Annotated in this window: 25 protein-coding genes and 3 tRNA genes; 9 read left to right on the forward strand and 19 right to left on the reverse strand. The window is 48.0% G+C overall.

Features of this window, described 5'->3' with window-relative positions:
* Positions 1-104 precede the first annotated feature (104 nt).
* From C3432_RS01370 to C3432_RS01395, 6 genes are all read left to right on the forward strand, one after another.
* On the forward strand, positions 105-1,235 hold the full coding sequence (locus C3432_RS01370; RefSeq protein WP_103774912.1) for a tyrosine-type recombinase/integrase: 1,131 nt from the start codon (positions 105-107) through the stop codon (positions 1,233-1,235).
* 150 nt (positions 1,236-1,385) lie between these two features.
* The gene (locus tag C3432_RS01375) at positions 1,386-1,586 is read left to right on the forward strand and encodes a helix-turn-helix transcriptional regulator (RefSeq protein WP_000281555.1); all 201 of its coding nucleotides are present in this window, start codon (positions 1,386-1,388) and stop codon (positions 1,584-1,586) included.
* Positions 1,576-2,214, forward strand: a complete 639-nt coding sequence (locus tag C3432_RS01380; RefSeq protein ID WP_103774913.1) for a hypothetical protein — start codon at positions 1,576-1,578, stop codon at positions 2,212-2,214. The genes C3432_RS01375 and C3432_RS01380 overlap by 11 nt, the downstream gene beginning before the upstream one ends.
* Positions 2,215-2,260: 46 nt before the next feature.
* A complete protein-coding gene (locus C3432_RS01385) occupies positions 2,261-4,861 on the forward strand; it encodes a hypothetical protein (RefSeq protein ID WP_103774914.1) in 2,601 nt (866 codons plus the stop codon).
* Positions 4,862-5,626: 765 nt separating this feature from the next.
* Entirely contained in the window at positions 5,627-6,529 is a 903-nt protein-coding gene (locus C3432_RS01390) for a helix-turn-helix transcriptional regulator (protein WP_103774915.1), read from the forward strand.
* Between the two features lie 62 nt (positions 6,530-6,591).
* The gene (locus C3432_RS01395) at positions 6,592-7,410 is read left to right on the forward strand and encodes a DUF726 domain-containing protein (protein WP_103774916.1); all 819 of its coding nucleotides are present in this window, start codon (positions 6,592-6,594) and stop codon (positions 7,408-7,410) included.
* Positions 7,411-8,022: 612 nt separating this feature from the next.
* Here the strand turns inward: C3432_RS01395 and C3432_RS01400 are convergent.
* The 4 genes from C3432_RS01400 to C3432_RS01420 form a co-directional block, all read right to left on the reverse strand.
* Positions 8,023-8,457 (reverse strand): DUF2787 family protein, encoded by a 435-nt coding sequence (locus C3432_RS01400; protein WP_103774917.1) that lies wholly within the window; start codon positions 8,455-8,457, stop codon positions 8,023-8,025.
* Between the two features lie 87 nt (positions 8,458-8,544).
* The gene (locus tag C3432_RS01405; RefSeq protein WP_045889625.1) at positions 8,545-9,060 is read right to left on the reverse strand and encodes a hypothetical protein; all 516 of its coding nucleotides are present in this window, start codon (positions 9,058-9,060) and stop codon (positions 8,545-8,547) included.
* Between the two features lie 25 nt (positions 9,061-9,085).
* Complete coding sequence (locus C3432_RS01410) at positions 9,086-9,457, reverse strand: hypothetical protein (RefSeq protein WP_258041579.1); 372 nt, start codon at positions 9,455-9,457, stop codon at positions 9,086-9,088.
* A gap of 375 nt (positions 9,458-9,832) precedes the next feature.
* Entirely contained in the window at positions 9,833-11,035 is a 1,203-nt protein-coding gene (locus C3432_RS01420) for a site-specific integrase (protein WP_103774919.1), read from the reverse strand.
* A gap of 80 nt (positions 11,036-11,115) precedes the next feature.
* Between C3432_RS01420 and C3432_RS01425 the strand changes: the two genes are divergently transcribed.
* Positions 11,116-11,856, forward strand: coding sequence for a hypothetical protein (locus C3432_RS01425; protein WP_103774920.1), 741 nt, complete (start codon positions 11,116-11,118; stop codon positions 11,854-11,856).
* A gap of 243 nt (positions 11,857-12,099) precedes the next feature.
* Here C3432_RS01425 and C3432_RS01435 read toward each other — a convergent pair.
* The 6 genes from C3432_RS01435 to uvrY all read right to left on the reverse strand — a co-directional run bounded on the left by C3432_RS01435 (position 12,100) and on the right by uvrY (position 15,652).
* Positions 12,100-12,186: transfer RNA gene (locus tag C3432_RS01435), tRNA-Leu, on the reverse strand.
* A gap of 12 nt (positions 12,187-12,198) precedes the next feature.
* Positions 12,199-12,272: transfer RNA gene (locus C3432_RS01440), tRNA-Cys, on the reverse strand.
* A gap of 53 nt (positions 12,273-12,325) precedes the next feature.
* Positions 12,326-12,401, reverse strand: a tRNA-Gly gene (locus C3432_RS01445).
* Positions 12,402-12,552: 151 nt separating this feature from the next.
* Positions 12,553-13,101, reverse strand: coding sequence for a CDP-diacylglycerol--glycerol-3-phosphate 3-phosphatidyltransferase (pgsA, locus tag C3432_RS01450; protein ID WP_103774922.1), 549 nt, complete (start codon positions 13,099-13,101; stop codon positions 12,553-12,555).
* A gap of 56 nt (positions 13,102-13,157) precedes the next feature.
* Positions 13,158-14,999, reverse strand: a complete 1,842-nt coding sequence (gene uvrC, locus C3432_RS01455) for an excinuclease ABC subunit UvrC (protein ID WP_103774923.1) — start codon at positions 14,997-14,999, stop codon at positions 13,158-13,160.
* Entirely contained in the window at positions 14,996-15,652 is a 657-nt protein-coding gene (gene uvrY / locus C3432_RS01460) for a UvrY/SirA/GacA family response regulator transcription factor (RefSeq protein ID WP_103774924.1), read from the reverse strand. The genes uvrC and uvrY overlap by 4 nt, the downstream gene beginning before the upstream one ends.
* Before the next feature lie 336 nt (positions 15,653-15,988).
* Between uvrY and C3432_RS27885 the strand changes: the two genes are divergently transcribed.
* Positions 15,989-16,093, forward strand: coding sequence for a hypothetical protein (locus C3432_RS27885; protein ID WP_445432935.1), 105 nt, complete (start codon positions 15,989-15,991; stop codon positions 16,091-16,093).
* 19 nt (positions 16,094-16,112) lie between these two features.
* The gene (locus C3432_RS01470; protein ID WP_103774926.1) at positions 16,113-16,337 is read left to right on the forward strand and encodes a DUF2594 family protein; all 225 of its coding nucleotides are present in this window, start codon (positions 16,113-16,115) and stop codon (positions 16,335-16,337) included.
* 69 nt (positions 16,338-16,406) lie between these two features.
* Here C3432_RS01470 and sdiA read toward each other — a convergent pair whose 3' ends face one another.
* The 9 genes from sdiA to C3432_RS01515 form a co-directional block, all read right to left on the reverse strand.
* The gene (gene sdiA / locus C3432_RS01475) at positions 16,407-17,132 is read right to left on the reverse strand and encodes a transcriptional regulator SdiA (RefSeq protein WP_103774927.1); all 726 of its coding nucleotides are present in this window, start codon (positions 17,130-17,132) and stop codon (positions 16,407-16,409) included.
* A 219-nt stretch (positions 17,133-17,351) separates the two neighbouring features.
* A complete protein-coding gene (gene tcyN, locus C3432_RS01480) occupies positions 17,352-18,104 on the reverse strand; it encodes an L-cystine ABC transporter ATP-binding protein TcyN (RefSeq protein WP_103774928.1) in 753 nt (250 codons plus the stop codon).
* Complete coding sequence (gene tcyL / locus C3432_RS01485; protein ID WP_103774929.1) at positions 18,101-18,769, reverse strand: cystine ABC transporter permease; 669 nt, start codon at positions 18,767-18,769, stop codon at positions 18,101-18,103. Before tcyL ends, tcyN begins: the two co-directional genes overlap by 4 nt.
* Before the next feature lie 14 nt (positions 18,770-18,783).
* The gene (dcyD, locus tag C3432_RS01490) at positions 18,784-19,770 is read right to left on the reverse strand and encodes a D-cysteine desulfhydrase (RefSeq protein ID WP_103774930.1); all 987 of its coding nucleotides are present in this window, start codon (positions 19,768-19,770) and stop codon (positions 18,784-18,786) included.
* Positions 19,771-19,877: 107 nt separating this feature from the next.
* Positions 19,878-20,678: a cystine ABC transporter substrate-binding protein gene (gene tcyJ, locus C3432_RS01495; RefSeq protein ID WP_103774931.1), complete on the reverse strand. Its 801-nt coding sequence runs from the start codon at positions 20,676-20,678 to the stop codon at positions 19,878-19,880.
* Between the two features lie 165 nt (positions 20,679-20,843).
* The gene (fliZ, locus tag C3432_RS01500) at positions 20,844-21,395 is read right to left on the reverse strand and encodes a flagella biosynthesis regulatory protein FliZ (RefSeq protein WP_103774932.1); all 552 of its coding nucleotides are present in this window, start codon (positions 21,393-21,395) and stop codon (positions 20,844-20,846) included.
* 56 nt (positions 21,396-21,451) lie between these two features.
* Entirely contained in the window at positions 21,452-22,171 is a 720-nt protein-coding gene (locus C3432_RS01505) for an RNA polymerase sigma factor FliA (RefSeq protein WP_103774933.1), read from the reverse strand.
* A gap of 195 nt (positions 22,172-22,366) precedes the next feature.
* Positions 22,367-23,572, reverse strand: coding sequence for a flagellin lysine-N-methylase (fliB, locus tag C3432_RS01510; RefSeq protein WP_103774934.1), 1,206 nt, complete (start codon positions 23,570-23,572; stop codon positions 22,367-22,369).
* A 78-nt stretch (positions 23,573-23,650) separates the two neighbouring features.
* Positions 23,651-25,171, reverse strand: a complete 1,521-nt coding sequence (locus C3432_RS01515) for a FliC/FljB family flagellin (RefSeq protein WP_103774935.1) — start codon at positions 25,169-25,171, stop codon at positions 23,651-23,653.
* Positions 25,172-25,209: the final 38 nt, after the last annotated feature.

Here is a 25,209-nt window from a genome sequence, read left to right on the forward strand (position 1 = left end):
ATATCAGAATCTGCGTTTTTTCACCTGATGAACTGTGAAAGCTGTAACTGGCAGACTATAACCTCACATCGTATTTTTCCAGTGTCATTTACAGGAGAAATACGATGCCTATTCTGGATCTGCGTTTCAGCAACAAATCACTTCACCAACTTCCCCATCCCCTCACGGGTTGTCAGGAATACCGTGATATTCAGTACCAAAACCTGCGTGCACTGGTATATCCAAAACGAATCACGCTGGCCTTTCGCGCCACCATCAACAATCAACGTATATATGAAACACTGGGTGAATTCCCTCATCTCTGCATTGAGGATGCCCGTCAGCATGTGATGAACCTGCTTGCCGATAAAAATCGCCTTGCTGTTCAGTCCCGTAGATATACTATTGAACAGGCCATCAATGATTTGTGGCTACCGGATTTGCAGTTGTATAAAAAGAGTCCTCAATCAGAGCTTTCAAAACTCAACCTTTACGTTCGCCCGTTCTGGGGCAAGCGGCAGCTTCGCGACATCACGGCAGGGGAAATAGAACAATATGCTGCTGGCTTACGGGAAAAATTACGTCCGTCAACAGTAAACCGTATCCTCGCAATATTGTCCAAAATATGCTCTCTGGCAGTACGTGCTGGATGGATCACACATTCCCCGATGACACATGTCCGCTATCTGAAAGAAAATAACATTCGCTATCGCACACTATCAGCGACAGAAATCCCGCGCTTTATTGACGCGGCAACAGCGCTGCAAACACCGGCAGCTGATTCTATATTGCTTGCTCTTTATACCGGGATGCGTATTGGAGAGGTATGTACCCTGAAATGGGAGTACTGGCACCCGGATATGCATCAACTCATACTGCCTGATACAAAGTCCGGACACCCTTTCACCTGCCCACTTGCACCTCCAGCCATTGCAGTTGTCCAGTGCCAGCAAGACCTGATGCTCAGCAAAACTTACATTTTTCCACAACTAACCGACAATGCCCGCCCTCTGGCATATCCGCGTGCAACCTTTGCCCGTATTTGTCGGGATGCCAACATTGATAACCTGCGGATGCATGACCTGCGCCGTACCTTTGCCACACGGGTACTACAGGCGACCGGGGATATTGCAATCGCTTCCCATCTGCTAAATCACCATTCACTCACGGCGACCCGTCGCTACGCTTTTCACAATGCAGCGACATCGCACGCAGTGGTTTCTCAGGTCATAGAAAGTTATGACACGAAAAAATGAACCTATGATCTGTGATTCGTGATTGATGCAACACTCGTTTAAGGACGGTATTGTCATTGCATGCTTCTGCAGGGCCCTGCATTAAGTCATCACAGAATGTGGATTGATATTAAATCCGCGTGGCTTCTTCTTCTCTGAAACCGGAGGTTTATGTATTTAACCATTAAGCAGTTTGCGGAAAGATTTAATCTTTCCGCATCCACGGTTGCGTCAGATATATCGCGCAACCCAGGAAAACTCCCGCCCTTCATCAGAATTGGGCGGGCTATACGATTCTCTCTTGACGATATTGTTGAGTGGGAAAATGCACATCGTCAAAACAAACTTAAAGGTGATATAAATGGTTACTAAGAACACAGCAAATAATGCTAATAATGCACTGAATATTCTTCCTGAAGCAGCAAACACAGCTGTAGACAACGATGAAAAGTATCTAACCTTTTTATTAGTTTTCGCTATCACGATTATGGGCAACTTAGTAAAGCTCATCGGTACAGATGGCTTTATACTACACACCTACACCCTGCAGGACACTGCTACTGCTCGTGCTGTTTTTAATGAATTAGACAAGCGTCTCAAAAATTTCAGTCGTCAGGAGGAGATCTACACCACCGACGCCCTCGCCTTTCGAATGAAACACATATACGGTGTTACCTTGTTCGAACATGATGGTAAATCTATCCTCAGCCTTTTTGATAAGAAGGGCTATCCGGTATTGAGTGAATCAGGAGAACCAGGTTCTCTTGATGATATGTATAATGAAATTAAAGCCCGACTGCATGGCGGCTACGCCTCAAAAAAGTTTCTTCAGTTACATGAAAATTGTCTGTTATCTGCACGCGTCACCCCATCTGTGGAAAAGACGCAACGTGGCATCCTGATTAAAGCAGGCAGGAACCTCGTTTCATTTATCCATGCAGATGATGAATCACACAAAACCGATATTTTCAAATCTGTAGTAAATGTTATTAAATCTTGATTCTTTATGCCGGGACACAGCTCCCGGCATTTTTTCGGAGTTAACTATGAGCCATAATTTGCAGGATATCCTCGCTGCCGCCTCGGGGTATCAGTCCGTGACTTCAGAGCCAGCGCTCAATCTTAAAAGACCTAAAACACTTGATGATTATCCTGTGATGCCACCTGCATCAAAAAACGTGTCTGTGATTTCAAGCGACCTGACGCTCCATATCGGTTTTGATACCGAATATGTTTTCAACCCTGAAACACGACAGAATGATATTCTGTCATATCAGAGTTATGTCGTCTTACCCGATAACACTGGTATATCGAACATTATCTATCCACCTGACTCACAGAAAAAATCCCGACTGTCTTTTAAGGATTTTCTCTTTCAAACGATTGCTCCACTTCTTGAAACGGGTGTGATTACAGAATGGCCTGGTACAATTAATATATATGCGCATTTCATTCGTGCGGATATCACCTCCTTTACCAATTTCTGGTCAGACTACAAAATTCTTCTGAAAGGAATACGCGGTACTGTCAGCAGCTTCAAAAATCGTTACGGCATCGATTTCGATGAACAGCAGGAACGTCGCGTAAAGACTGAACAGATAATGTTTGACAAACGAACTTCCCCTCCGCGTTGCAGTAACGTAGCTTTCATCGATACACTGCTTATCACTCCCGGGGGTATGGGTCTGGCTGAATGTGGTGAATTACTGGGACTTTCCAAACTCACCATTCCTGCACCTTATTCCATAACCAATATGCGTGAATATCTTCTGGGCGACAGAGCAGGGTTTGAAGCCTATGCTCTGCGGGATGCCGAGATTGCGGTTCGTTATGCTTTACAGGTACGCAATTTTTGCGTCCGGGAGCTGATGATTGATCGTGTCCCCGCCACCATCGGGGCGATGGCAGTTTCACGGTTCACCAAAACACTTAAAGAAAACAATATGTCTCCTGAAGTCTGCCTTGGGACACACATTAAAACCCGTGAACTCTGGCTCACGGAGAAACAGGCATTCCGGACGATTAAAAACCCCGCCAGCGTTCCTTCAAGAGAGTTGTTTGAAACGTTCCCGATCAACTGTTACCACGGCGGACGCAATGAGTGTTTTATGATGGGGGTTACACCGTCAGATCACTGGTATGACTACGATCTGGCTGGAGCGTATACCACCGGGCTATTAGATATCCTCACACCCGATTACGGGAACATCCGCCTCAGTAAAAATCCGGACGATTACTGTGGGCATGTGATGGGATTTGCGCTTGTCACATTTCGGTTCCCGGAATCAGTTCCCTATCCCAGCCTGCCGGTTCGGACCGATCAATATGGGTTATTCTTTCCATTAAGTGGCGAATCATGGGCAACGGCACCTGAAATCGAACTTGCTCTGTCGCTCGGGGCAGATATGACGATCCATAATGGGATCATCGTCCCCTGGATCTGTGCCACCTCAGCACATAACTGCGAATCAACATCGGTGTTTCTTCCCTTTGTTCAACAGGTCCGTGAGAACCGTAATCGCCATATTAAAGGTTCTCTGGAGGAGAAATTCTGGAAAGAAATTGGCAACTCGCTTTATGGCAAACTTGCTCAGGGTCTTCGCGCCAAAACCGCCTTTGATACTGCCCGTGGATTAAACAGATCCCTCCCACCATCATCGGTTACTCAGCCATTCTTTGCTGCGCATGTGACGGGATTTATCCGCGCCGTTGTCGGGGAACTCATGAATACTTTGCCTTCTGATTCATCGGTTGTCAGCGTCACAACCGATGGCTTTTTGACAAATTGCCCACTTAACAAGATAAACATGAGCGGTCCACTGTCTTCCCGCTTCCAGTCGCTGTGCGATATTGTTGATCCGGGTTCATCAATGTTGACATGTAAGCATGAGGTCAGCCAGCTTATCGCCATGAAAACCCGGGGGCAGTTAACCTATAGAGCTATTCAGGGAAAACCGGTTGTTCATGCCAGGGCTGGCGTTAAACCTCCTGCCGATATTCCACGCAGTGACTATAACGACTATATGGTAGATCTTTACCTTAATCGTTTACCCGGTCAGACGTTATCCCGAAGTACGTTGATATCAACGCGTGAGATGTGGCTGTCGGAAAGCGATCTGATATCCCGTGAACAGGATATCCGTCTTAATCTGGAATTCGATTTCAAACGCCAACCCGTACAGCCCGCCATGAATGAAGGGCATTTACTGATGTCTTCCCGCCCGTGGGATAATATGGAAGAGGCTCTGCAGCAACGCTCCCTTTTCGACGACTGGCGGCAAACTCATACACTGAAGACCCTGGCTGACTGGGATGACTGGTGTGATTTTCTCTATTGCCGGACGGTGTTTTCTGATATGAAACTAAAAGTCGGAAGCAAACGTAGTGATGATATTTTAGTCAGACTATTTCTCCGGGCGCTGACTCAGTGCCAATGGGGGCTGATGCTGAAAGATAAAAAAAGTTATTCCTGTAAAGAGGTTGCTGAATGGCTGACGTCAGAAGGTTATTCAGTAACGGTGTCTGATGTAAAAAATGCGGTAAGAGCAAAAATACCCCAAATAAAATTTAGTTCTGTAACATCGCGAATGAAGTCACTGATTGATACCATAGCCCGTAAATATCCGACATTCTGTCTTCCAGTGTGATAACCGTTAAATCACCCCCAACTCCTTTAACAGAAGTTGGGGGCTTAATCATAGGCAATCGGTATCAAAACAGTGAAATAACTGCCGCGCGTCAGGATGGCCATTTACATGATAGATCCGCATGGCATGACAGGTGATACTCTGGAGATTAGCCGCTAGCCTTTTCCCCATATTCACCAGTATGCCGTGTGGTATTTTACTGCTTGTACTGTTTACTGTCAGAGTAAAACAACATGTTTCAACGCTGACCTCAATAAAATCATTCCCAAATAATGTACTGACAACCTGCCTGATTGTTTCTTCATAATCTGTCAAATCAATAATATCACGCCATCTCGCATGTACGAGTTGATACTTTCTGATATGTAAATACATAGAATCACCTTTATGTTATTTCAACTAAAATGATGTTCTCCTACATTATGAAAATAATAATCACCATTATAATTGTTGATAACCTCTCATCACAGACTGCAACCTTCGTATATTACGTGTCCCCTTGCCTCTCCGACTTGATGGCAAAAGTGCATGGTCAAATATGCAGCAAAAACAGGTCATGTAGAGGTCAGGATGATAATCATCACCCTGAACGTAAAAATACACATGGACAGTATGAGTCCACATACTATTCAATAAGGTCAGTCATGCTTTAATATATTGATAATTAATGATTTAATTTTTTTCTTCACCGCGGTAAAAGTGGACTCATCCTGTCCGTTGCTTTGCTGAAAATATACCCTTCGCTGGCATTAACCGGATAAACAAATGGGTAAGCACGATAAACTTGGATATCGACTTGGATTGATTTTAACTCGCCTGAACAATGGTGAGTCACTAGCCGTCCGGGAGTTATCTGAGGAATTTAACGTTTGCGAAAAAACTATCCGTCGTGATATTACTCAGCGTCTGTCCTACCTTAGTCTGATTCGACAAAATGGTCGCTATCGCCTGTCTGACGGTGTTCTCGGTCAACGCAGCAATGCTGATTTACGTCATTTTACGCGCATCCTGGGTATTGAAGGGCTGTTCCCTCGCTGGGATGACAGACTACTGAGTATTTTGTTAGGCAACACGAAAAACAATCCGTTTCTGATAAAACAACGCCCATACGAAAACTGCGGATCATTCATGTCAATTCTGAATGTATTATCCGACGCCATCCTGTCACAGAAGAAAATAAATTTTATTTACAACGATAAAGAGTTTCGGGCTGTTGAGCCATACAGGCTGGTTAATGACAAAGGATTGTGGTATCTCGCTGCCTCCCATGAAAGTACATTAAAAAGCTTTGTTATCTCATCTGTCAAAGACGTTTGCATGAGTAATATCGCTTTCAGGATAACCCCCGAAATTAATGAAAAAATAGAAAAGACAGATGGTATCTGGTATAGCGAAGACCTTATCGAAGTTCTCATTTCAGTTTCCGCACATGTTGCTCCGTGGTTTACCCACCGTCATCTATTGCCAGGACAGGAAATAATTCATACTTCCCGGTCTGGCGATTTACTGGTGATATCGCGTGTAACACACACAGATCAGATAATGCCTTTAATGAAATACTGGATACCGGATGTCGAAGTAATACAACCTGCCTCAATCCGTCAACAACTTGCTGAAGATATACAATCCGCACTGAAACGTTACACCCAGCCAAGTAACGCCCCGTAATGACACGGATAATATAATTTTCATTGAGTGCTATTTTTGTAAGCTAAAAAAATGGAGTTACCATGAAAAAATGCCCGGTTCTTCTTGTTGTATCAGGGTTTCTGACCGAAAATGATATGTCATGGTTTAACCGAATTAAAGAAGGGTGTGGCCTTGATGTCAGATACTATAAATGGGAATCGGCAAATCTACTATCCATATTAAGTTCTGACATAGCGAAAAAGTGGGGGTTATATACTCTCCTCCCCCTGAGAATATCTCCTTTATTGTCATCAATCTCCATCCCATTTAAAGCGCGTCAGGCCTGGTATAATGCAACGAAAGCAGCAGTTAATAACAGAGAAAAATTAGCACGCGTAATAAACGAGATATACGTTGAAGAAAAGCGTAATGTGATCATAATGGGTCATTCTTTAGGGACTCGATTAATAAACAATACATTACCCTATATTAAGAATGATAATATTCTCTTAACAATCTCTATGGCCGGAGCCACCCCAATAACATGTTATACAGAGAACATAATGAAAATGGCTTACGGTTCAAAAATGGGGCATTTAAATATCTACAGTGAACATGATAAAGTGCTTAACACGATATACCCTCTCGTTGAGTCAGTAACACCAATTGGGGTTCGGGAGGTGAGATTCAGACCTGCTCGGATAATCAACTGGAAGTGGGATGTTGGTCACACTGAATATATTACTTCAAACAGAATTGATTCATTAACACACTGGTTAAATGTTACCTGTGCCGATTTAGCTGATCCAGCCGTAGAAATCACTGACGACGACATGAAATCATTTCATGATATTATTAATCTTGCGAATTCAACACATCATAAAAACACTATCGTACCCAAATTAATATCACTTGAGTAGTTATAAAAAAGATTGCATTATAACGGGAGTGTATATTAACTCCCGTTACGTTTCATATTTTATAGTATTGATATGGATTCGATTAAAAATTTCGTCTAACTCGTTCCCTTATCAAACTTGCCAGCCTTACCCTTCCAGGTGAAATAGTTTCCGTTACAGTTTCAACTCTCAACAAATCACGCTGTCCGGTTCGGCGACTGACCGCGAAACGCTGACATATATCATTAACCGATACCGTATTACCGGTATACAGTTGAAGTAATATCCAGCACAGCCTTTCTGCGATCCTTTCACCGCGAGCTTTATACATCTGTGAAACCTTAAGTTATCGCCAACGCATGACATAAACCACATAAAAATAAACATAACTGACTGTATTTATGAACATTTCTTACCGGTGTAATACTGCCGTTGGGGTAATGGATTAACCGTTATCACCCTGCTACTGGAGAATGCTCCATAGGGGGCAAAAACCACGAGGAATCTGAGATCCCCCGTGTCTGCACATGTTTATGCGAACAGTCCGGTAAAATAAACATCATCCCCATGCTGTGATGCACGCCACATGCAGAAGATTACAAAGCCGCCCGCTTTCTTCCTGTTCATAACGGGTCAACAACTTTCCACAGTTACCGTTACCCGGTAAATCCCCATAGAGAGATATTCCATAAAATTACTCTCCCACAGGGACCAGAGTTCATTCTTCTCAGATGCCAATGAAATATCTCCAATCAGATAATGGGAGACGTAATGACCCGACCAGCAAAAGTCTATTTCTTTTTCCAGTTCCGGGTAAACTCGCCCCATGTAACTAAAGTCTGTGACATAATCGAAATACCATTCGTTATCCTGACGGATGAATCGCATTTCAACCGGATGAAATCCGCCGGATTCTGCACTGTAGTCCGGGTCAAGAAAATTAATGACCACTGTCCTTACCGATGTTTGCTGAGATTGTTCTGCCAGAAGCGTAGCGATGTGCTGCTTAAATAATTTGGTGACAGGCAGAGTTAATCCTGCCTGTATTAAGACATACTGGGTTTGCATAATGAATATTCCTGAAAAAGATGAATGGTGGTGAGTAGCTGTTTCTGGTTGTATGAACGTACGGATAAAGAATTAATCCTCCTTGATCTATTCTCGATCACCAATTTTGCTGAGTGTTTTCAGTCTTACCCGCCAGTCAGCATATAAAACATGCGTAAATAATTTCTCCGGATGCGCCTCCAGCAGGCATATATCTGGCGAGCGTAGAACAGCAGCCAGAAAACCAGCATTATTGGCACTAGCCCCTTTAAACAGCGGTCTGAATACACCAGATGTGAAGCCCGTCGTTGGTTGTACTTCGAGCACACTTTCAATTTTAGAAAGTGAAATCCAGTCCTTAGAGAACAATCCTCCGCTGCCATTTGCCAGAAGACGCAGATAAATTTCATTATCCGTTTCAGACATTGCCAGTTGCCATGTCAGCATACCACTGGCTTTAGGACTAATTTTTTCCGCCTGTCCTGATTCAATGAGCAGCTTATAACTCTCTTCAGGTAATATTTGCTCATCTTCAGTGCTCCCTTTTTCAACATCACCTAAATCATTATTCAACTCCAGCTCATCGTGTTCATTATTATTTTTTCCTGACTTTGCTTTTCTCATTTTCTTCTCCTGATTTTAATCTGATTTATAGACGGGATTCCGCCATAGGCATTAATGCACCAATCCCGCCCAGAGAACAACTGGGATGAAACAACAGATAAATACCATTTCCGTTATCTTCTGTAATAGATAGCATCAAGTAATATTCATCTGTCAGACGGACCACGAACTCGGGGTTTGCAATTAAATGATGAATTACATCCAATACGTGTCGATTAATATCTTCAGTAACATCCCCGGGTTCAATGTACATTAATGTCACACCGACCTCTCCCCAGAAATTCATTGCGGAAGATTCATCATCAAATGGGAGTATCAGCTCTTTTCTCAGGACAGTCATAACTGAATCGGGAAGTAATAGCGACGGCAGGTCTTGCCAGTTGGAGACAAATTTCATTGAACAATCCTCATAAACAAAAACCCCGATACGTTTTAAGTATCGGGGTTATACAGACAGAAAAATAATTTGGAATTTCCTTCAGAGACCATCTATATCCGCTCATAATATCCACACGATTTACAGACCAGCACTGGTGCATTATTTCTCTCTCGCTGCTCCAGGAATCCGAAGATACGTTTTATTGCCCTGATGATGTCTTTGAGCAATTCCGCCAGTTGTTCCGGGCTGATATAACCCGCTGACGTTGTCAGGAACCGATCATCGTGAGTCAACGCATCTATCTTTCCGGCTGTTTCTGTAACTATGTTTCGGCTACCGCACTTAGGACATTTTAACGGCATAATCATTCTCCACGTTTTAGGGGTGCTAAAATCACTGTTCTTTACCGGTAGTAACGGTGTTCAAAAGAAGGTCTGTTACGCCCTGTCCGGTCTGCCGCATACGCTCTGGTGTCAATTTTGCGTAGCGCTCCGTGCTTTGAATACTCGCATGTGCCAGCTGGGCTTTAACGTCATACAGACTGTACTGCCCACTTGAGACAAGTAATGATGCGACAGAATGGCGCGTGGTGTGGAAACAGACTTCACTTTTATCTATCCCGCACTCTGCCAGTATTTTTTCATAGGCCCAGCGGGGTTCAGATATCGGTTTTCCATTGTCCTTTATGGCGAACAGATAGGGATTACTGCCAACCCGTGGGATCGAATCAATAATTGATAATGCGGCTTCGCTAAGATATACAGTCCGGCTGCGACCATTCTTTGTATAAGGAATGAACAAGGACCTGTTATCTCGATCAACATGTTTGTGCATGACGTTAAGCATTTCTGATTTGCGGGTACCGGTTAACAACAGCATCGCTATCAGTCCCCCAGCAGCCTTATTGGGATATCGTGCCGCAGCGTCGAGGATTCTCCTGATCTCATCAGCGTCAAAAAAGCGCGTCCGCTGATTATTCTCCTTTAGCAAAGGGATCTTATCGGCTTCATTCTTCTCCAGGACATCCTGTCGTAGCGCATAACGCCCCATAGTTTTCAGAATAGCCAGTGCCCTGTTACAGGTAGACGGTGCATACTGCTGGCCGTGAATACGGCCCTCAAGCATGTCAAAAAGCACCTGCTGGATCTCCCGGGCCCGAAGGTCGCAGTAACGTATCTTCCCCAGACGAGGTTCAATGTATTGCGTGAAACGCTGAACATCCTTATCCCAGGACTTTTTATGGCGTTTGATGAACGGAACATAGGTCTGGTGAAAAAACTCACTAAGTGTTGGCATCGCACGATAATTATCGCGTTCTGCTTTAGGGTCATGTCCCAGTGCAATCGCCTCCTTGTGACGACGAGCTATCTGACGGGCTGTCCCCACATCGATTTCAGGGAATCTGCCAATACTGATACTTTTTTTGGTACCGTGGAATGTGTAGCGCAGGAGGAAACGTTTGTTACCCGTTCGACCTGAGAGACATTTGAGGCCAATAACTTCGGTATCAGATACCTCAAGCTCTGTAGATCTGGTATCTGTGTTTGCCGGAAGGGCCTTGATGGATGAATTGGTGAATCGGAAGGATTTTTGCATATTTATCCTCATGTATCTGATTGATATCATAAAAATAATATATATCTGAAAGTGTATTTATTACGGGATAGGATTGAAGAATGGAAAAGCTATTAGACGCGTACAAACGGATATTGCAGGAAGTTGACGCCCAGTCATTTAACCTGAATGAGGATAAATACTCAGGCGTATTTTTACCCGTACCCTTTGAAGAATACTGGCACTCACCGGTAAAAATCATGCTGGTTGGACGTGAAACCGCTGGCTGGAATACGCTGAATGGTAAGAATACGATATCACGGATGCTGGGACTTATACCTGACGTCACCATCGGGCAGGTGGTTGAAGAGGCTTTAGATCGTTACAGGAAACATCTTCCGGTACAAAGTGATGGCACCACGAACCTCAAATCACGTAGCCGCTTCACGCAGTATCATTTCCGGCTGGCCCGGGAGCTTAATATTCCTCCTCAGGCTATCGTGTATGCCAATCTACTGGCGTGGGATTACGATGGGCTGACCCCTCTCACCCGACCTGTAAATGAAGTGCAGGAAGTCATATTAGCCTCACTGAAACTGCTGGCGGTACAAATTAAACACCTTGAGCCTAATTTCATCATCTTTGCATCTGGAGCCCAGAGAACAGACTACATCATAAAACAAGTGCTTACTGAGCTAGGCGGCTATGAGACTTCTTCAGTCATTCCGGGGAAGCTATGGGAGTTCAAAACAGGTAATGCAATCTGTTTCAGAATTGCCCATCCAAGGGCTATGCGCGGACACCAGAAGTACAGAGATGAGGTGATTGCACGAATTAAGCAACTTTGTACTCAGGGTGGCTAGAGCATTACAGCTTGCTCAGCAGGGCCCCCTTCTCCCGGAAGAGTACCGGAAAACAGGCAAAGCGGCCTGGTTCTCTATGCTGGAGGCGACACGTTCGATTCGGCATTGCCAGGCTGGAGATTGCAGCTCATTGCACCCCGTGAGCACAGGATATGCACAGGACGTGAATTTCAGGCACAAAAAAACCACCCGTAGGTGGTTTCACGACACTGCTTATTGCTTTGATTATTCTTGTCTTTCCCATGGTACCCGGAGCGGGACTTGAACCCGCACAGCGCGAACGCCGAGGGATTTTAAATCCCTTGTGTCTACCGATTCCACCATCCGGGCTCGGGAAGAAAGTGGAGGCGCGTTCCGGAGTCGAACCGGACTAGACGGATTTGCAATCCGCTACATAACCGCTTTGCTAACGCGCCGAATTCTTCAGGCTTTTCAGCCGGACACCCGCATAATGCCGGTGTTTTTAATTTGGAGCGGGAAACGAGACTCGAACTCGCGACCCCGACCTTGGCAAGGTCGTGCTCTACCAACTGAGCTATTCCCGCAATCATCAAGGATTAAGTTAATCACTTGATTTCATTATCGTCTGGCAATCAGTGCCGCCGTTCGATGCGTTGCATTCTACTTACCTGGCGCAATGAGTCAATGATATTTTTCGCCGCACACGTTCGTTTGCTGAAATTTGCGGCGAAACGATCACTGTTCAAGCAAATCCCCGCGCGCGGCGCTCAGATACTGAAACATTGACCACAGCGTCAATACCGCAGCCACGAAGAACAGGGCGATCCCCGCGTACTCAACCCAAATATTCGGACGCCACAGCAGCCACGCCAGCGCCGCCATTTGCGACGTTGTTTTTACTTTACCGATCCAGGAGACCGCCACGCTGCTGCGTTTGCCGAGTTCGGCCATCCATTCGCGCAGCGCAGAAATGATAATCTCACGGGCAATCATCGTCGCGGCAGGCAATGTCACCCACCAGCTGTGGTAATGCTCCGTGACCAGCACCATCGCAATGGCCACCAGCACCTTGTCAGCAACCGGATCGAGGAACGCGCCAAAACGCGTACTCTGGTTCCAGCGACGCGCCAGAAAACCGTCAAACCAGTCGGTCACGGCCGCAATACAGAAGATAAGCGCAGTGACAAAAGGAGCCCAGGTAAATGGCAGATAAAACACCAATACAAAGAATGGGATCAGAATGACGCGAAACAGCGTGAGCAATGTAGGGATATTAAATTGCATAGTGACGGGTAACTATCTGTTGTCAGAGAAATTACCCCTATGTTGCTACAGAGACCTCAATGTTTCAACGAGTAGAAGATCTTTTCTGCCAGACCTTGCGAAATACCTGGCACTTTTGCAATTTCCTCAACGCTTGCGTTACGTAATCCTTGCAAACCGCCCATATATTTCAACAACATTTGTCGACGTTTTGGACCAACGCCTTCGATAGTCTCCAGCGTGCTGGTGTTTTTCACCTTCGCCCGTTTTTTACGGTGACCGCCAATGGCATGATCGTGCGACTCGTCGCGAATGTGCTGGATAACGTGTAGCGCGGGCGAGTCCGGCGGCAGGCTAAAGCCCTCCCCCTCCGGTTCAAAAAACAGCGTTTCCAGACCGGCCTTACGGTCGGCGCCCTTTGCAACGCCCAGCAGCAGAGGATGGTTTTTATCCCACGGCACATCCAGTTCAGCGAATACGGTCTTCGCCTGCCCCAGCTGTCCCTTACCACCATCGATCAGGATCACGTCCGGAATCTTACTTTCTTCAATCGCTTTACCATAACGCCGACGCAGTACCTGATTCATCGCCGCGTAATCATCACCCGGAGTGATACCGGTAATATTATAACGACGATACTCTGCACGCAGTGGACCATTGGCGTCGAAAACCACACAGGAGGCCACCGTCTGTTCGCCCATCGTATGGCTGATATCGAAACACTCCATCCGCTTAACCGCCGGAAGTTTCAGTACCGTCGCCAGCGCGATCAAGCGCTGGGTGATGGTTGAGTGCTGGGATAATTTGGTTGTCAGCGCCGTCGCGGCATTCGTGCGTGCCAGTTTCAGATAACGCGCGCGATCGCCGCGCGGTTTGGTCTGCACATTAATGCGTCGTCCCGCCAGCTCAGACAATGAATCGGCAAGCAGTGTCTTATCGCTCAGATTAAAATCAAGCAGGATCTCGCCCGGAAGCGTCCGCATCTGACTGCCCTGCAGATAGAACTGACCAACGAAGGTTTCAACCACTTCACCCAGTTCTGTTCCACCAGGCACTTTCGGGAAATAGCTGCGGCTTCCCAACACTTTCCCCTGCCGGATAAACAACACATGCACACAGGCCATTCCGGCATCAAAGGCCACGCCAATCACATCCAGATCGTCCCCGGTATTAGAGACAAACTGTTTTTCCGTCACCCGACGTACGGCCTGGATCTGGTCGCGTATGCGTGCGGCCTCTTCAAACTCGAGACTCTGGCTGGCCTTTTCCATCCGCGCGATCAGCTGGGTCAAGACCTGATCGTCTTTACCTGATAAAAACAGCCTGACGTATTCCACCTGTCGTGTGTATTCGTCCTCACTGACGAGCCCGGCCACACAAGGGCCAAGACAGCGACCAATCTGATATTGCAGGCAAGGACGCGAGCGATTGCGGTAAACGCTGTTCTCACACTGGCGGACGGGGAAAATTTTCTGCAGCAGCGCCAGCGTTTCGCGCACAGCGTAACCATTAGGGAACGGGCCAAAGTATTCGCCTTTGGCATGCTTCGCACCACGATGCATCGCCAGACGCGGGTGGGTATCGCCGCTGAGAAAGATAAAGGGGTAAGATTTGTCATCGCGCAGTAACACGTTGTAGCGCGGCTGATATAACTTGATGTAGTTATGTTCCAGCAGCAGCGCTTCGGTTTCGGTATGCGTCACCGTTACGTCTATCTGTCGAATGAGCGCAACCAGCGCTTCCGTTTTACGCGATGCCAGATTACTGCGAAAATAGCTGGAAAGCCGTTTTTTAAGATCTTTGGCTTTCCCGACATAAATAACCGTACCACCGGCATCATACATACGATAAACGCCGGGTTGGCTGGTCACGGTTTTCAAAAACGCTTTTGCGTCAAACTGATCGCTTACTTCACTCACTGGCTTGTCAACGTCTCCGCATTACACAGGCCGTGGCGAATTGCCAGGTGAGTCAACTCAACGTCACCATGAATGTTTAGTTTACTGAACATACGATAGCGATAGCTGTTCACCGTTTTAGGACTGAGATTCAGCTGTTCCGAGATCTCATTAACCTTCTGGCCTTTGGTGATCATCAGCATAATCTGCAACTCACGCTCAGACAAACTGGCAAACGGCGTTTCCGTTTTTTCAGGTTCGATCTGACTCAACGCCATCTGCTGAGCGATGTCTGACGCAATGTATCGCTGCCCGGAAAAAACCGAACGAATTGCGCTAACCACTTCCTGGGGCGCGGCGCCTTTACTCAGATAACCTGCGGCTCCGGCCTGCATAACTTTAGCGGGTAACGGATTTTCAGTATGGACGGTCAACATAATCACTTTAATATCGGCCGTTGAGCGGGCAATTTTACGCGTCGCTTCCAGACCACCGATACCCGGCATGTTCATGTCCATCAATACAACATCGACGGCGTTTGCGCGACACCATTTTACTGCATCCTCGCCGCAGCATGCTTCGCCGACAACTTTAATACCCTTTATGTCTTCCAGAATGCGTCGTATCCCTGCGCGCACCAGTTCGTGGTCATCAACAAGAAGAACGTTGATCAAAGGAATATCTCCAGAATAGGGATAACGCTACTGATAGTGAATCGACCATATATTAGCGGTTTTTATCTCAACTTTAAAACGTAAAAAATGCCAGTCTTCCGATTTCGCTCTCGTTTTTGGAAATTAGACTGTACATTTTGTGGAAACCTCCACTACTTGCAGCAAGTTACGTTCGCAATTATTGGTAAGGCGTTTCAGAATAGTGACAAAAAATTCACTTGCATTTCCCTAACTGATAAATAGAAAAGCAATTTTGTAACAATAATTAACGATTCAAACAGATGAAATACGCCTCGACTGCAGGAATTATATCCACTTAACGCATTGTTTATTTTCATGCCGTCGGCGCAATGCGCGAACAAAAAACAACCAGTGCTATTTTTAGCATTGCTTATGGTATACTCCGCCGCCTTAACTTTCGTCATCGCACATTTTCAATGAAACACAACGAGGAAAATAAATGAGTACGCCTGATTTTTCCACCGCCGAGAATAATCAAGAACTGGCTAACGAAGTCAACTGCCTGAAAGCCATGTTAACGCTGATGCTGCAGGCGATGGGGCAAGCCGATGCAGGACGCGTGATTCTTAAAATGGAAAAACAGATCGCGCAGATTGAAGACAACGCGCAGGCCGCAGTATTTTCCAGCACTGTTAAGCAAATTAAACAAGCTTACCGCCAGTAATAAAAACCGGCTGGAAGCGACAGCGCTCTCAGCCGGTTTTTGCGTCTGACACGCAGAACGTTTACCCTTTCAAATCAGCCCTGTCGCCGCCGCATAGCAGGCAATCTGCGTCTTATTTGGGGCATTAAATTTCTTCTGCATATTCTTCTGATGAAAGTTGACGGTGTTTTCCGATATCGACAGAATCATCGCGATTTCAGACGATGTTTTTCCTTCTGCGGTCCATTTCAGGATCTCTTTTTCCCTCTTACTGAAACGCATTTCCGGCGTCATCACCATGTCGTCTTCCAGCCGCAGCAGAACGGCCAGGCTTTCACGAACCAGCAGCTGCAGCCTCAGTTCCACCTCATCAGGCGTGAACGGCATTCTGCTCTGTGTGCCCGCACGTGAGACGGAAAGAAATCCCTGTGCCCGGTTTGCTAACATGACACATTGTGTCACCCCCTTGCGCAAGCCATGCGCACGGGCCGCATCCCACATCACCTGCGCTTCGCTAAATAGCGCATCGTTCCACGGTAAATGGCCCTGACGAAAGTTTTCCGGCTTTAATACCGGGTCAATCGTAAAATAGTTCTCGGCTTGATAATGGGCAATCCATGCGTCGGGATAGGTCGAACGCAGGGAAATTTTGGGTCGCGTAAACGGCACGGGATGACGGACACAGAGCGCGTAATAATCAAATTCCAGCCGTTGAGTCTGACGCTGTAATTCACTGTAGACATCCCCTGCCGTCAACATTTCCTGGAAACGCAGCAGCATCGTCCGTCGCCAGGTAAAAAAGTCATTATCCTGCATACTGATAAGTCACGCCCCTGAGAGTGATAATCATTATAATGAATAAAACAAACTAACACATAAACATAATTTATCTATACAAAATATCTGTCAGAGATTTGAGCCATTTCAGGGACACGACCAGCGGCAGACGATAAGCGTAATAACCATGCAGAGCCTGTCCATAATTATGCAAAATCATCCGAAACGAATCCATTCCGGATGATTTTGCAGGCTTATTTATTGCAACAGAAATTTCTCCAGAAACTGACGCGTTCTCGGTTGTTGAGGATTGGCAAATAATGCTTTTGCCGGTCCATGTTCCACAATTCGGCCCTGATCCATGAATATCGCCCGATCTGCCACATCGCGGGCAAAGCTCATCTCGTGCGTTACGATGACCATCGTGCGTTTTTCCTCTGCCAGCTGTCGGATGGTGCTCAGTACCTCCCCCACCAGCTCAGGATCGAGCGCAGAGGTTGGCTCATCAAACAGGATAACCTCCGGACGCATCGCCAGGGCGCGGGCAATCGCCACCCGCTGCTGCTGCCCGCCGGACAAGCGACGTGGGTAGCTGTTCTCTTTCCCTGCCAGACCGACCTTCGCCAGCAACTCACGCGCACGGGCTGTCGCCCCCTCTTTCGCTTCGCCTTTGACAATGACCGGACCTTCTATGATGTTCTCCAGCACCGTCCGGTGAGGGAACAGGTTGAAGCTCTGGAACACAAATCCCACATGCTGGCGCAGCTGGCGAATCAACCCTTTTTGCTGACTGAGCGAACGCGCAGTGTCGATGGTAATCTCTCCCACCTTAATGGTTCCGGCTTCCGGCTGTTCCAGCAAGTTGATGCTGCGCAGCAGCGTTGTTTTGCCCGAACCACTGGGACCGATAATCGCCACAACCTCACCGGGTTTCACATCCAGATCGATACCATGCAGGACGGTCTGTCCATGAAATTTTTTCACCAGGTTTTTCACTTCGATAGCACTCATTTCGGCTCTCTCTCCTGGCGGTTAAGTTGATTTTCAAAGTAGTTTTGCAGCGACGACAGCACCGTTGCCATAATCCAGTAAATCAGCGAAGCCGCCAGATACATGGTAAAGACTTCCAGCGTGCGCGAGGTGATCAGCTGCGCCTGCCGGAACAGTTCCGGTACCTGAATGGTTGCGGCCAGCGAAGTATCTTTCACCAGACTGATGAAACTGTTACTCAGCGGCGGTAACGCCACGCGAGCCGCCTGGGGCAAAATGGCGCGCCGCATTGTCTGCCACGGGGTCATCCCGATACTGGCTGCCGCTTCCCACTGGCCTTTGTCGATGGAAGAAATGGCCGCACGCAGCGTCTCTGCGGCATAGGCTGCCGTGTTCAGTGACAGACCAATCATCGCAGCCGGGATCGGATCCAGCTCGATACCAAACTGCGGCAGACCGTAATAGATCATAAACAGTTGGGCGATAAGCGGTGTGCCGCGAAAGACGGAGATATACAAACGCGCCAGCCAGCGAACCGGCAGCAGCGGCGACAGGCGCATCAGGGCGAGGATAAACCCCAGCAGCAGGCCGAAAAACATCCCGCCAATACTCAACTGAAGGGTAAATACCGCGCCTTTGAGCAAATATGGCAGAGAATCAATGACCAGTTGGATACTTTCTTGCATGAGCTTATCCGTGATTACACGTGAGGATGGTAGGCAAACAGCGCTGGCGCCCCGCCGGTATGAACAAACAAAATCGGCCCTTCATCTTTAAAGCGCTTCTGACTAATCCCCTCAATCAGACCGGCCATTGCCTTCCCGGTATAGACCGGATCGAGCAGAATACCCTCCAGGCGCGCCAGCAGCTTCACGGCTTCCATCCCCTCATCGTTTGGCGTACCGTAACCCGGTGCAAAATAGTCGTCCCACAGCAAAATATCCGCCGTGGCGGTCAGTTCAAGCGCGTTTGCGACGGCCTGTTGCAGGGTGACGACCTTCGGCTTTTGATCGGCAACCTTTCGCGACACGGTCACGCCAATCAGTTCCACATCCGGCATCAGTTGTTCCAGCCCCACCGCCAGTCCGGCATGCGTCCCGGCGCTGCCGGAGGCAACCACTACCGAAGAGAGCGCGACTGCGCCTTCACACTGCTGTGCAATCTCCAGCGCGCTTTCCACATATCCCAGCGCACCTAAAGCATTCGAACCGCCCACCGGAATAACATACGGACGATAACCCTGTGCTTCGATGCGGGTCGCCAGTTCCTGAAGCTGTGCATCCGGTTCGTTCAGCGCATCGCACATCTCGATTTGCACATTGAACAGATCCAGCAGCAGCCGGTTACCGTTGGTCAGATAGTTTTGCGCAGTGGTGCCAATCGGGTTTTCCAGCAGCGCGACGCAATGTAAACCCAGCTTCGCCGCCACGGCCGCGGTCTGTCGGACATGGTTAGACTGAATCGCCCCGGCGGTAATCAGCGTATCTGCGCCTTCACGCAGGGCGTCCGCCGCCAGAAACTCCAGCTTGCGCAGCTTGTTGCCGCCCATTGCTATTGGCGTGACATCATCGCGTTTAATAAAAATGTCGCGCCCCAGATAGTCAGAAAAGCGTGGCAGATATTCGAGTGGCGTCGGAGCACCGATAAATTCCAGGCGTGGAAAGCGCGTTAAGTTATGCAGTGGCATGCAACCTCCGTTATTCATTGTTGTGATGCTCTTGTTATTATGCATGTACAAAACAGATGCAATAAAAAAGGCGCTAATTAAAGCGCCTTTTTTTGTCATTCAGCGGATTATTTGGTCACATCCGCCCCAAACCATTTCTCAGACAGCGCCTTCAGGGAACCATCTTTCTGCATTTCAGCAATGGCCGCATCCACCGCCTTCAGCAGATCGTCGTTGCCTTTGCGCAACGCCACGCCAGACTCCTGACGGGAGAAGGCTTCCCCCGTCACCGCCAGCGTGTCTTTGGTTTTCTTCACCAGATCCAGCGCAGCCAGACGATCGACCAGGATCGCATCGATACGGCCTACGCGAAGATCCTGATATTTCGTCGGATCGTCATCGTAAGTGCGGATGTCCACGCCGTCTACATTCTGGCGCAACCACTCTTCATAATTGGTTCCCAGACCGACGCCCACTTTTTTGCCTTTCAGGTCTGCCGCCGTTTTAATGGTTCCTTCATTGCCTTTTTTTACCAGCGCCTGAATACCGGAAACCGTGTACGGGGTAGAGAAATCATATTTCTTCTTACGTTCGTCAGAGAGGGTGACCTGGTTGATGACCACATCAATACGTCTGGAGTCGAGAGAAGCCAGCATACCGTCCCATTTGGTGGGCTTCAGCGTTGCCTTAACCCCCAGATGTTTTGCCAGCGCTTCGGCGAATTCCACTTCAAAACCCGCCAGCTTGCCATCATCGCCCTGGTAGCTGAACGGAGGATACGTTCCTTCCACGCCGACCAACAGCGTGCCGCGCGCTTTAACTTTATTTAACAGGCCTTCATCGGCAAAGGTCTTCACGCTCATTCCCGCGACAAGTGCAACAGCCATCATCCCCATCAACGCCTGACGTCCCAGAAGTGCTAATTTCATAGTTACCCCAAAATATTGTCATTAATGATTGTATTGTAGAGGGTTAATTCGCATTCACAAACACGACTCCGTTATATCTTATACCCTAAATGACAGGCGTTGCAGGACAAAACGACCACGCCGTTTTGTCCCGCAACGCGAATTAGTGAGGGTATATATTCATTTTTAATATATATCAGAAGTCGCCGTAAAGGAGGATTTCAGTATCAGTTCGGGATGCGTATGCGCCTTATACTGTTCGTACTTACGCAACGCAATGCGATAGTTGTTAGTGCTGGTTTCTGGTAACCATGGAGCCAGGTTTTCATCCAGAAATCCCTCTTCCAGCAGGTCATGGGAGATCTTTTGTTTACTAAGATGGTTACCCAGACGGCGCAAACGAACAACATATTCACGCACGGTGCCGTGGCTCATTTCGGTTTGTTCGAACAGGAATTGTTTGAAGCCGACAATATCAAAGAAGTCGCACTGCTCTTTGCAGTGCAGATCGCCGCAGAAACGGCACAGCGCGACCCACTCTTTGCGCTCCTCTTGCCATTGCGCTTCATCCATCAGCGTATCCAGCCGGGAAATCGCAATCTTGTTCACAATTTTTCCCTTGCGTACTAACGTGATGCGGTCGAGCTGCTTCTGGCAATGGGCGCAATGCGTCTGGCTGTGTTTAAAATCTTTAAGGTAGCGGCTTAGTGGCCGTCTTTTAGATTGCTGCACCGTCATGAGAACTCCTGGTATTCAATACGTTGTGCGGCATTTTTCAGCGACGACAAAGCCGCCTATAGCTTACCCAGTTTAATGCGTAACCGTTTTATGGCCTGACTGTGCAACTGGCTGACCCGCGACTCGCCCACTTCCAGCACCGCGCCAATCTCTTTGAGATTGAGCTCTTCCTGGTAGTAAAGCGTTAGCACCAGCTGTTCACGTTCGGGAAGTGCTTCAATCGCATCCATCACGCGCTGGCGTAAATTGCTCTCAAGAAGCTGTTGCAGCGGGTTTTCCTGCTGATTTTCGTCCGTCACCAGCTCGATACTATCGCCATGCTCTTCCCGCCACTCGTCGTACGAAAAGAGCTGGCTGTTATTGGTATCGAGCAACATCTGACGATACTCTTCAACAGGGATAGCCAGACGTTCCGCCACTTCAGTTTCCGTTGCGTTACGCCCTAACTCCTGCTCCAGTTGTCCCATCGCCTGCGCCACTTCGCGGGCATTTCGCCGGACGCTACGCGGAACCCAGTCCCGGCTGCGTAGTTCATCCAGCATCGCCCCACGAATACGCTGCACTGCGTAAGTCGTAAATGCCGTTCCTTGCAGAGCGTCATATCGGTCGACTGCATTCAATAACCCGATGCCGCCCGCCTGTAGCAGGTCGTCCAGTTCTACGCTCGCAGGCAAGCGCACCTGCAGGCGCAATGCTTCGTGACGCACCAGCGGTACATAACGCTGCCACAGCGAGTGTTTATCCATTACACCTTCAGCGGTATACAGTGAATTCACGATAAACAGCCCTGCGTTAAATGAGTTATCGGCATGATTATCCGTTTCTGGAGGGCGTTCTATCGGAGGAATAAGGCTATAAAAGAAGGGTTATTTTACTTATGTAGCCAGACACACTTTTCTAATGAAAAAAAAGGACGATAGAGATCAGAGAGATAGCAGGCAGGGAGGCACTTCTGTGCCTCCCATACAAAATTATGATAATAAATGAATCATCGACAGATCGTCCCCTGATCTTACCGTCTCGATATACTGGTGGAAATGCGCGGCCACTTCGCGGTTGTGCTGACTGCGGGAATGGAAGCTGTAAACAATGTTTGTCACATCATCCCACTCCAGACGTCCGCGCTCGCGGGCGCTGGCGGCGATGAGCAATTTAATAAAGGCGTATTCCGCCACAATCATATACAGAGCGCGTAATGGCTCAACCTCTGGCTGGTTGGGGAAGTTATTTTCCCAGATCTTATAGAGGATAAAATTTCGCAGAGCATAGGCACTGTGCTGCCGATCTTCCTGTAGCAGTTTTTCCAGCCGCCTTTCCGTTTCGCTGACGCGTTGCTCCATCGCAACGCCCTCTTCTGCCGTGAGCGTACGCAATAAGCACTGGATGTATTGATCCAGGATGACGCTACCGCGGCTGAGCGGCAGGGAACGGAAGTAATTCTGCATCTGCAGGACCAGCGAGACTTTGACTTTACCGTCGGTGTTAATTCCGCGAAGTTCCTGCGCCAGCTCGCCGGACCGGAGCTGTTCAACCAGCGTGACATACACCTGCTCAAGTTCGGCGAGGGCGTCATCATCGATTCGGGTGAACTTCTGCGTCACCATCATAAATTTGATCAGCGCGTAGAGCGCAGCCTCCGGGTGAACTCCGGCGTGGTTAATGATGCTCAGACAAAACAGATTCAGCAGTTTCTGCTCGGGCTGAAATACCGGTGCGGTATTGAACTGGGGTTGAATCACCGTTTTATCATTAATGACCATAGCATCGGGATCGTTCAGGATCCGCGAGGTCACTTCCGGACAGGCGAGACTGAGGGTATTTCTGACTTCATGTTTATAGATATGCTGAGCGCGTGGAAAAACCGAGCAGGTCCGGCTCAGCGCTTTTGCCCCCAGCGTTTTTTGTACCAGACATAAACGCTCCTCATCCAGATAAGGACAATTTCCCAACGTTGACGGCAGTTTTATCTCGCCCCAGTGATTCACATTTTTTTTAAGCAGGATGATATTTTCTTTGGCGATTTTACGAATCGTCTCGTTTTTACTGGATACGTATTTATTGGCCGTCGCCTTATCCAGCGTAATTTTCCAGCCCTTACAGCAGTGGTCCCGACATGAGGAACCACTACAGGAAAAGGTGGTGACAAAGTGGGGTTCGGTGACGGTAATTTCTTTCATTGCACAGGCTCCTGAATTAAAAAAGGCAGCTTTCGCTGCCTTAATTGTGTACGACTTCCTGATACGTTAATCGCTTGATTAACGCAGTAAAGACAGTACGTTTTGTGGAACCTGGTTGGCCTGAGCCAGAACAGAAGTCCCCGCCTGCTGCAGGATCTGCGCGCGAGACATGTTGGACACTTCGGTCGCGTAGTCGGAATCTTCGATACGGCTACGTGCTTCAGACAGGTTGTTTACGGTGTTGCCCAGGTTGGTGATAGCAGAGTTGAAACGGTTCTGTACCGCACCCAGATCGGAGCGCAGTGCGTCAACCTGTGCCAGAGCGGCGTCGATTTTCTGCAGCGGGTTATCGGTGGTTTTAGCCGCGGCTTCAGCCAGTTCAGGCTGGGCTTTAAAGTCATGACCCGCAGCCTTGCTCGCGTTATAGGTTTTACCATCAACAGTGATAACTTCCGTTTTACCGTCTACGCCACCCAGCTGGTTTACAGCCGTTTTAGATGTTCCGTCTGCGGCAACATAGTTAGTCACTTTGGCTGAAATCGCACCGGTGGATTCGTTGTAATCTGCGGCATAATATTTATCACCCGCTTTCAGGGCATAGCCACCATCAATTGTCTTACCGTTTTTGTCGGTATAAGACATCTTGACGAGTTCTGCCGCATCCGCATCCGCAGTGGCAACGCCGCCCGCTTTCAATGCATCTTTAGCAGCAGCGGAGACGGCGACAGGTGTTTCAGTTAATGCCTGAACTTCAGTTTTGGTTGTCGCGCCGGCAGGCATTGTCGTTGGAGTCGCGCCAGTAGCCAGAGAAACGGTACCATCGTTTGCCACCGTGACTTCATAATCACCGTTTTTGGCAGTATCACCACCAGTGAAGCCACCGATCGTAACAAAATATTTATTACTATCCGCGTCAAACTTAACTGCACCACCTGTAACAGTCGCGGTCCCTGTTGTACCACCTGTCGCCGCTTTAATAGCCGCATCATCAAGACCAGTTGCGTCCAGAGCGGTACCATTGTTGGCGTACGTTTTGGTCGTTACGCCTTTACCTTCCACATCATAGGCTTTCTGCACGTTCAGTGAATCCAGACCCAGGGTCTGAGAGTTGATCTGTTTCAGATCGATATCAATGGTTTCACCGTCGTTAGCGCCAACCTGGATGGTCAGGGTATTGTCTTTCGCCAGCACTTTTACGCCGTTGAACTGAGTCTGACCGGATACACGGTCGATTTCGTTCAGACGCTGGGTAATTTCCGCCTGGATGGAGTCCAGGTCAGACTGGGAGTTGGTGCTGTTCGCGGACTGAACGGCCAGTTCACGTACACGCTGCAGGTTGTTGTTGATTTCGTTCAGCGCGCCTTCAGTGGTCTGCGCGATAGAAATACCGTCGTTGGCGTTACGGGAAGCCTGAGTCAGGCCTTTGATGTTGGAAGTGAAGCGGTTAGCAATCGCCTGACCTGCAGCATCATCTTTTGCGCTGTTGATACGCAAACCAGAAGACAGACGCTCGATGGCGGTGCCCAGTGCGGACTGAGATTTGTTCAGGTTATTCTGGGTCAACAGCGACAGGCTGTTTGTATTAATGACTTGTGCCATGATCTTTTCCTTATCAATTACTACTTGATGTTATTGGG

Source organism: Citrobacter amalonaticus (assembly GCF_002918555.1).
GTDB classification, from domain to species: Bacteria; Pseudomonadota; Gammaproteobacteria; order Enterobacterales; family Enterobacteriaceae; genus Citrobacter_C; species Citrobacter_C amalonaticus_A.

Excerpts from the sequence above, each read along its gene's own strand:
- C3432_RS01405 (WP_045889625.1), bottom strand. The coding sequence starts at position 9,060 with ATGAGAAAAGCAAAGTCAGGAAAAAATAATAATGAACACGATGAGCTG.
- tcyL (WP_103774929.1), bottom strand. The coding sequence starts at position 18,769 with ATGCAAGAAAGTATCCAACTGGTCATTGATTCTCTGCCATATTTGCTC.
- sdiA (WP_103774927.1), bottom strand. The coding sequence starts at position 17,132 with ATGCAGGATAATGACTTTTTTACCTGGCGACGGACGATGCTGCTGCGT.
- C3432_RS01375 (WP_000281555.1), top strand. The coding sequence starts at position 1,386 with ATGTATTTAACCATTAAGCAGTTTGCGGAAAGATTTAATCTTTCCGCA.
- C3432_RS01425 (WP_103774920.1), top strand. The coding sequence starts at position 11,116 with ATGGAAAAGCTATTAGACGCGTACAAACGGATATTGCAGGAAGTTGAC.
- C3432_RS01380 (WP_103774913.1), top strand. The coding sequence starts at position 1,576 with ATGGTTACTAAGAACACAGCAAATAATGCTAATAATGCACTGAATATT.
- C3432_RS01370 (WP_103774912.1), top strand. The coding sequence starts at position 105 with ATGCCTATTCTGGATCTGCGTTTCAGCAACAAATCACTTCACCAACTT.
- C3432_RS01515 (WP_103774935.1), bottom strand. The coding sequence starts at position 25,171 with ATGGCACAAGTCATTAATACAAACAGCCTGTCGCTGTTGACCCAGAAT.
- dcyD (WP_103774930.1), bottom strand. The coding sequence starts at position 19,770 with ATGCCACTGCATAACTTAACGCGCTTTCCACGCCTGGAATTTATCGGT.
- C3432_RS01390 (WP_103774915.1), top strand. The coding sequence starts at position 5,627 with ATGGGTAAGCACGATAAACTTGGATATCGACTTGGATTGATTTTAACT.
- pgsA (WP_103774922.1), bottom strand. The coding sequence starts at position 13,101 with ATGCAATTTAATATCCCTACATTGCTCACGCTGTTTCGCGTCATTCTG.
- tcyN (WP_103774928.1), bottom strand. The coding sequence starts at position 18,104 with ATGAGTGCTATCGAAGTGAAAAACCTGGTGAAAAAATTTCATGGACAG.
- fliB (WP_103774934.1), bottom strand. The coding sequence starts at position 23,572 with ATGAAAGAAATTACCGTCACCGAACCCCACTTTGTCACCACCTTTTCC.
- fliZ (WP_103774932.1), bottom strand. The coding sequence starts at position 21,395 with ATGACGGTGCAGCAATCTAAAAGACGGCCACTAAGCCGCTACCTTAAA.
- C3432_RS01400 (WP_103774917.1), bottom strand. The coding sequence starts at position 8,457 with ATGCAAACCCAGTATGTCTTAATACAGGCAGGATTAACTCTGCCTGTC.
- C3432_RS01420 (WP_103774919.1), bottom strand. The coding sequence starts at position 11,035 with ATGCAAAAATCCTTCCGATTCACCAATTCATCCATCAAGGCCCTTCCG.
- C3432_RS01410 (WP_258041579.1), bottom strand. The coding sequence starts at position 9,457 with ATGAAATTTGTCTCCAACTGGCAAGACCTGCCGTCGCTATTACTTCCC.
- C3432_RS27885 (WP_445432935.1), top strand. The coding sequence starts at position 15,989 with ATGCCGTCGGCGCAATGCGCGAACAAAAAACAACCAGTGCTATTTTTA.
- C3432_RS01385 (WP_103774914.1), top strand. The coding sequence starts at position 2,261 with ATGAGCCATAATTTGCAGGATATCCTCGCTGCCGCCTCGGGGTATCAG.
- C3432_RS01470 (WP_103774926.1), top strand. The coding sequence starts at position 16,113 with ATGAGTACGCCTGATTTTTCCACCGCCGAGAATAATCAAGAACTGGCT.
- C3432_RS01395 (WP_103774916.1), top strand. The coding sequence starts at position 6,592 with ATGAAAAAATGCCCGGTTCTTCTTGTTGTATCAGGGTTTCTGACCGAA.
- tcyJ (WP_103774931.1), bottom strand. The coding sequence starts at position 20,678 with ATGAAATTAGCACTTCTGGGACGTCAGGCGTTGATGGGGATGATGGCT.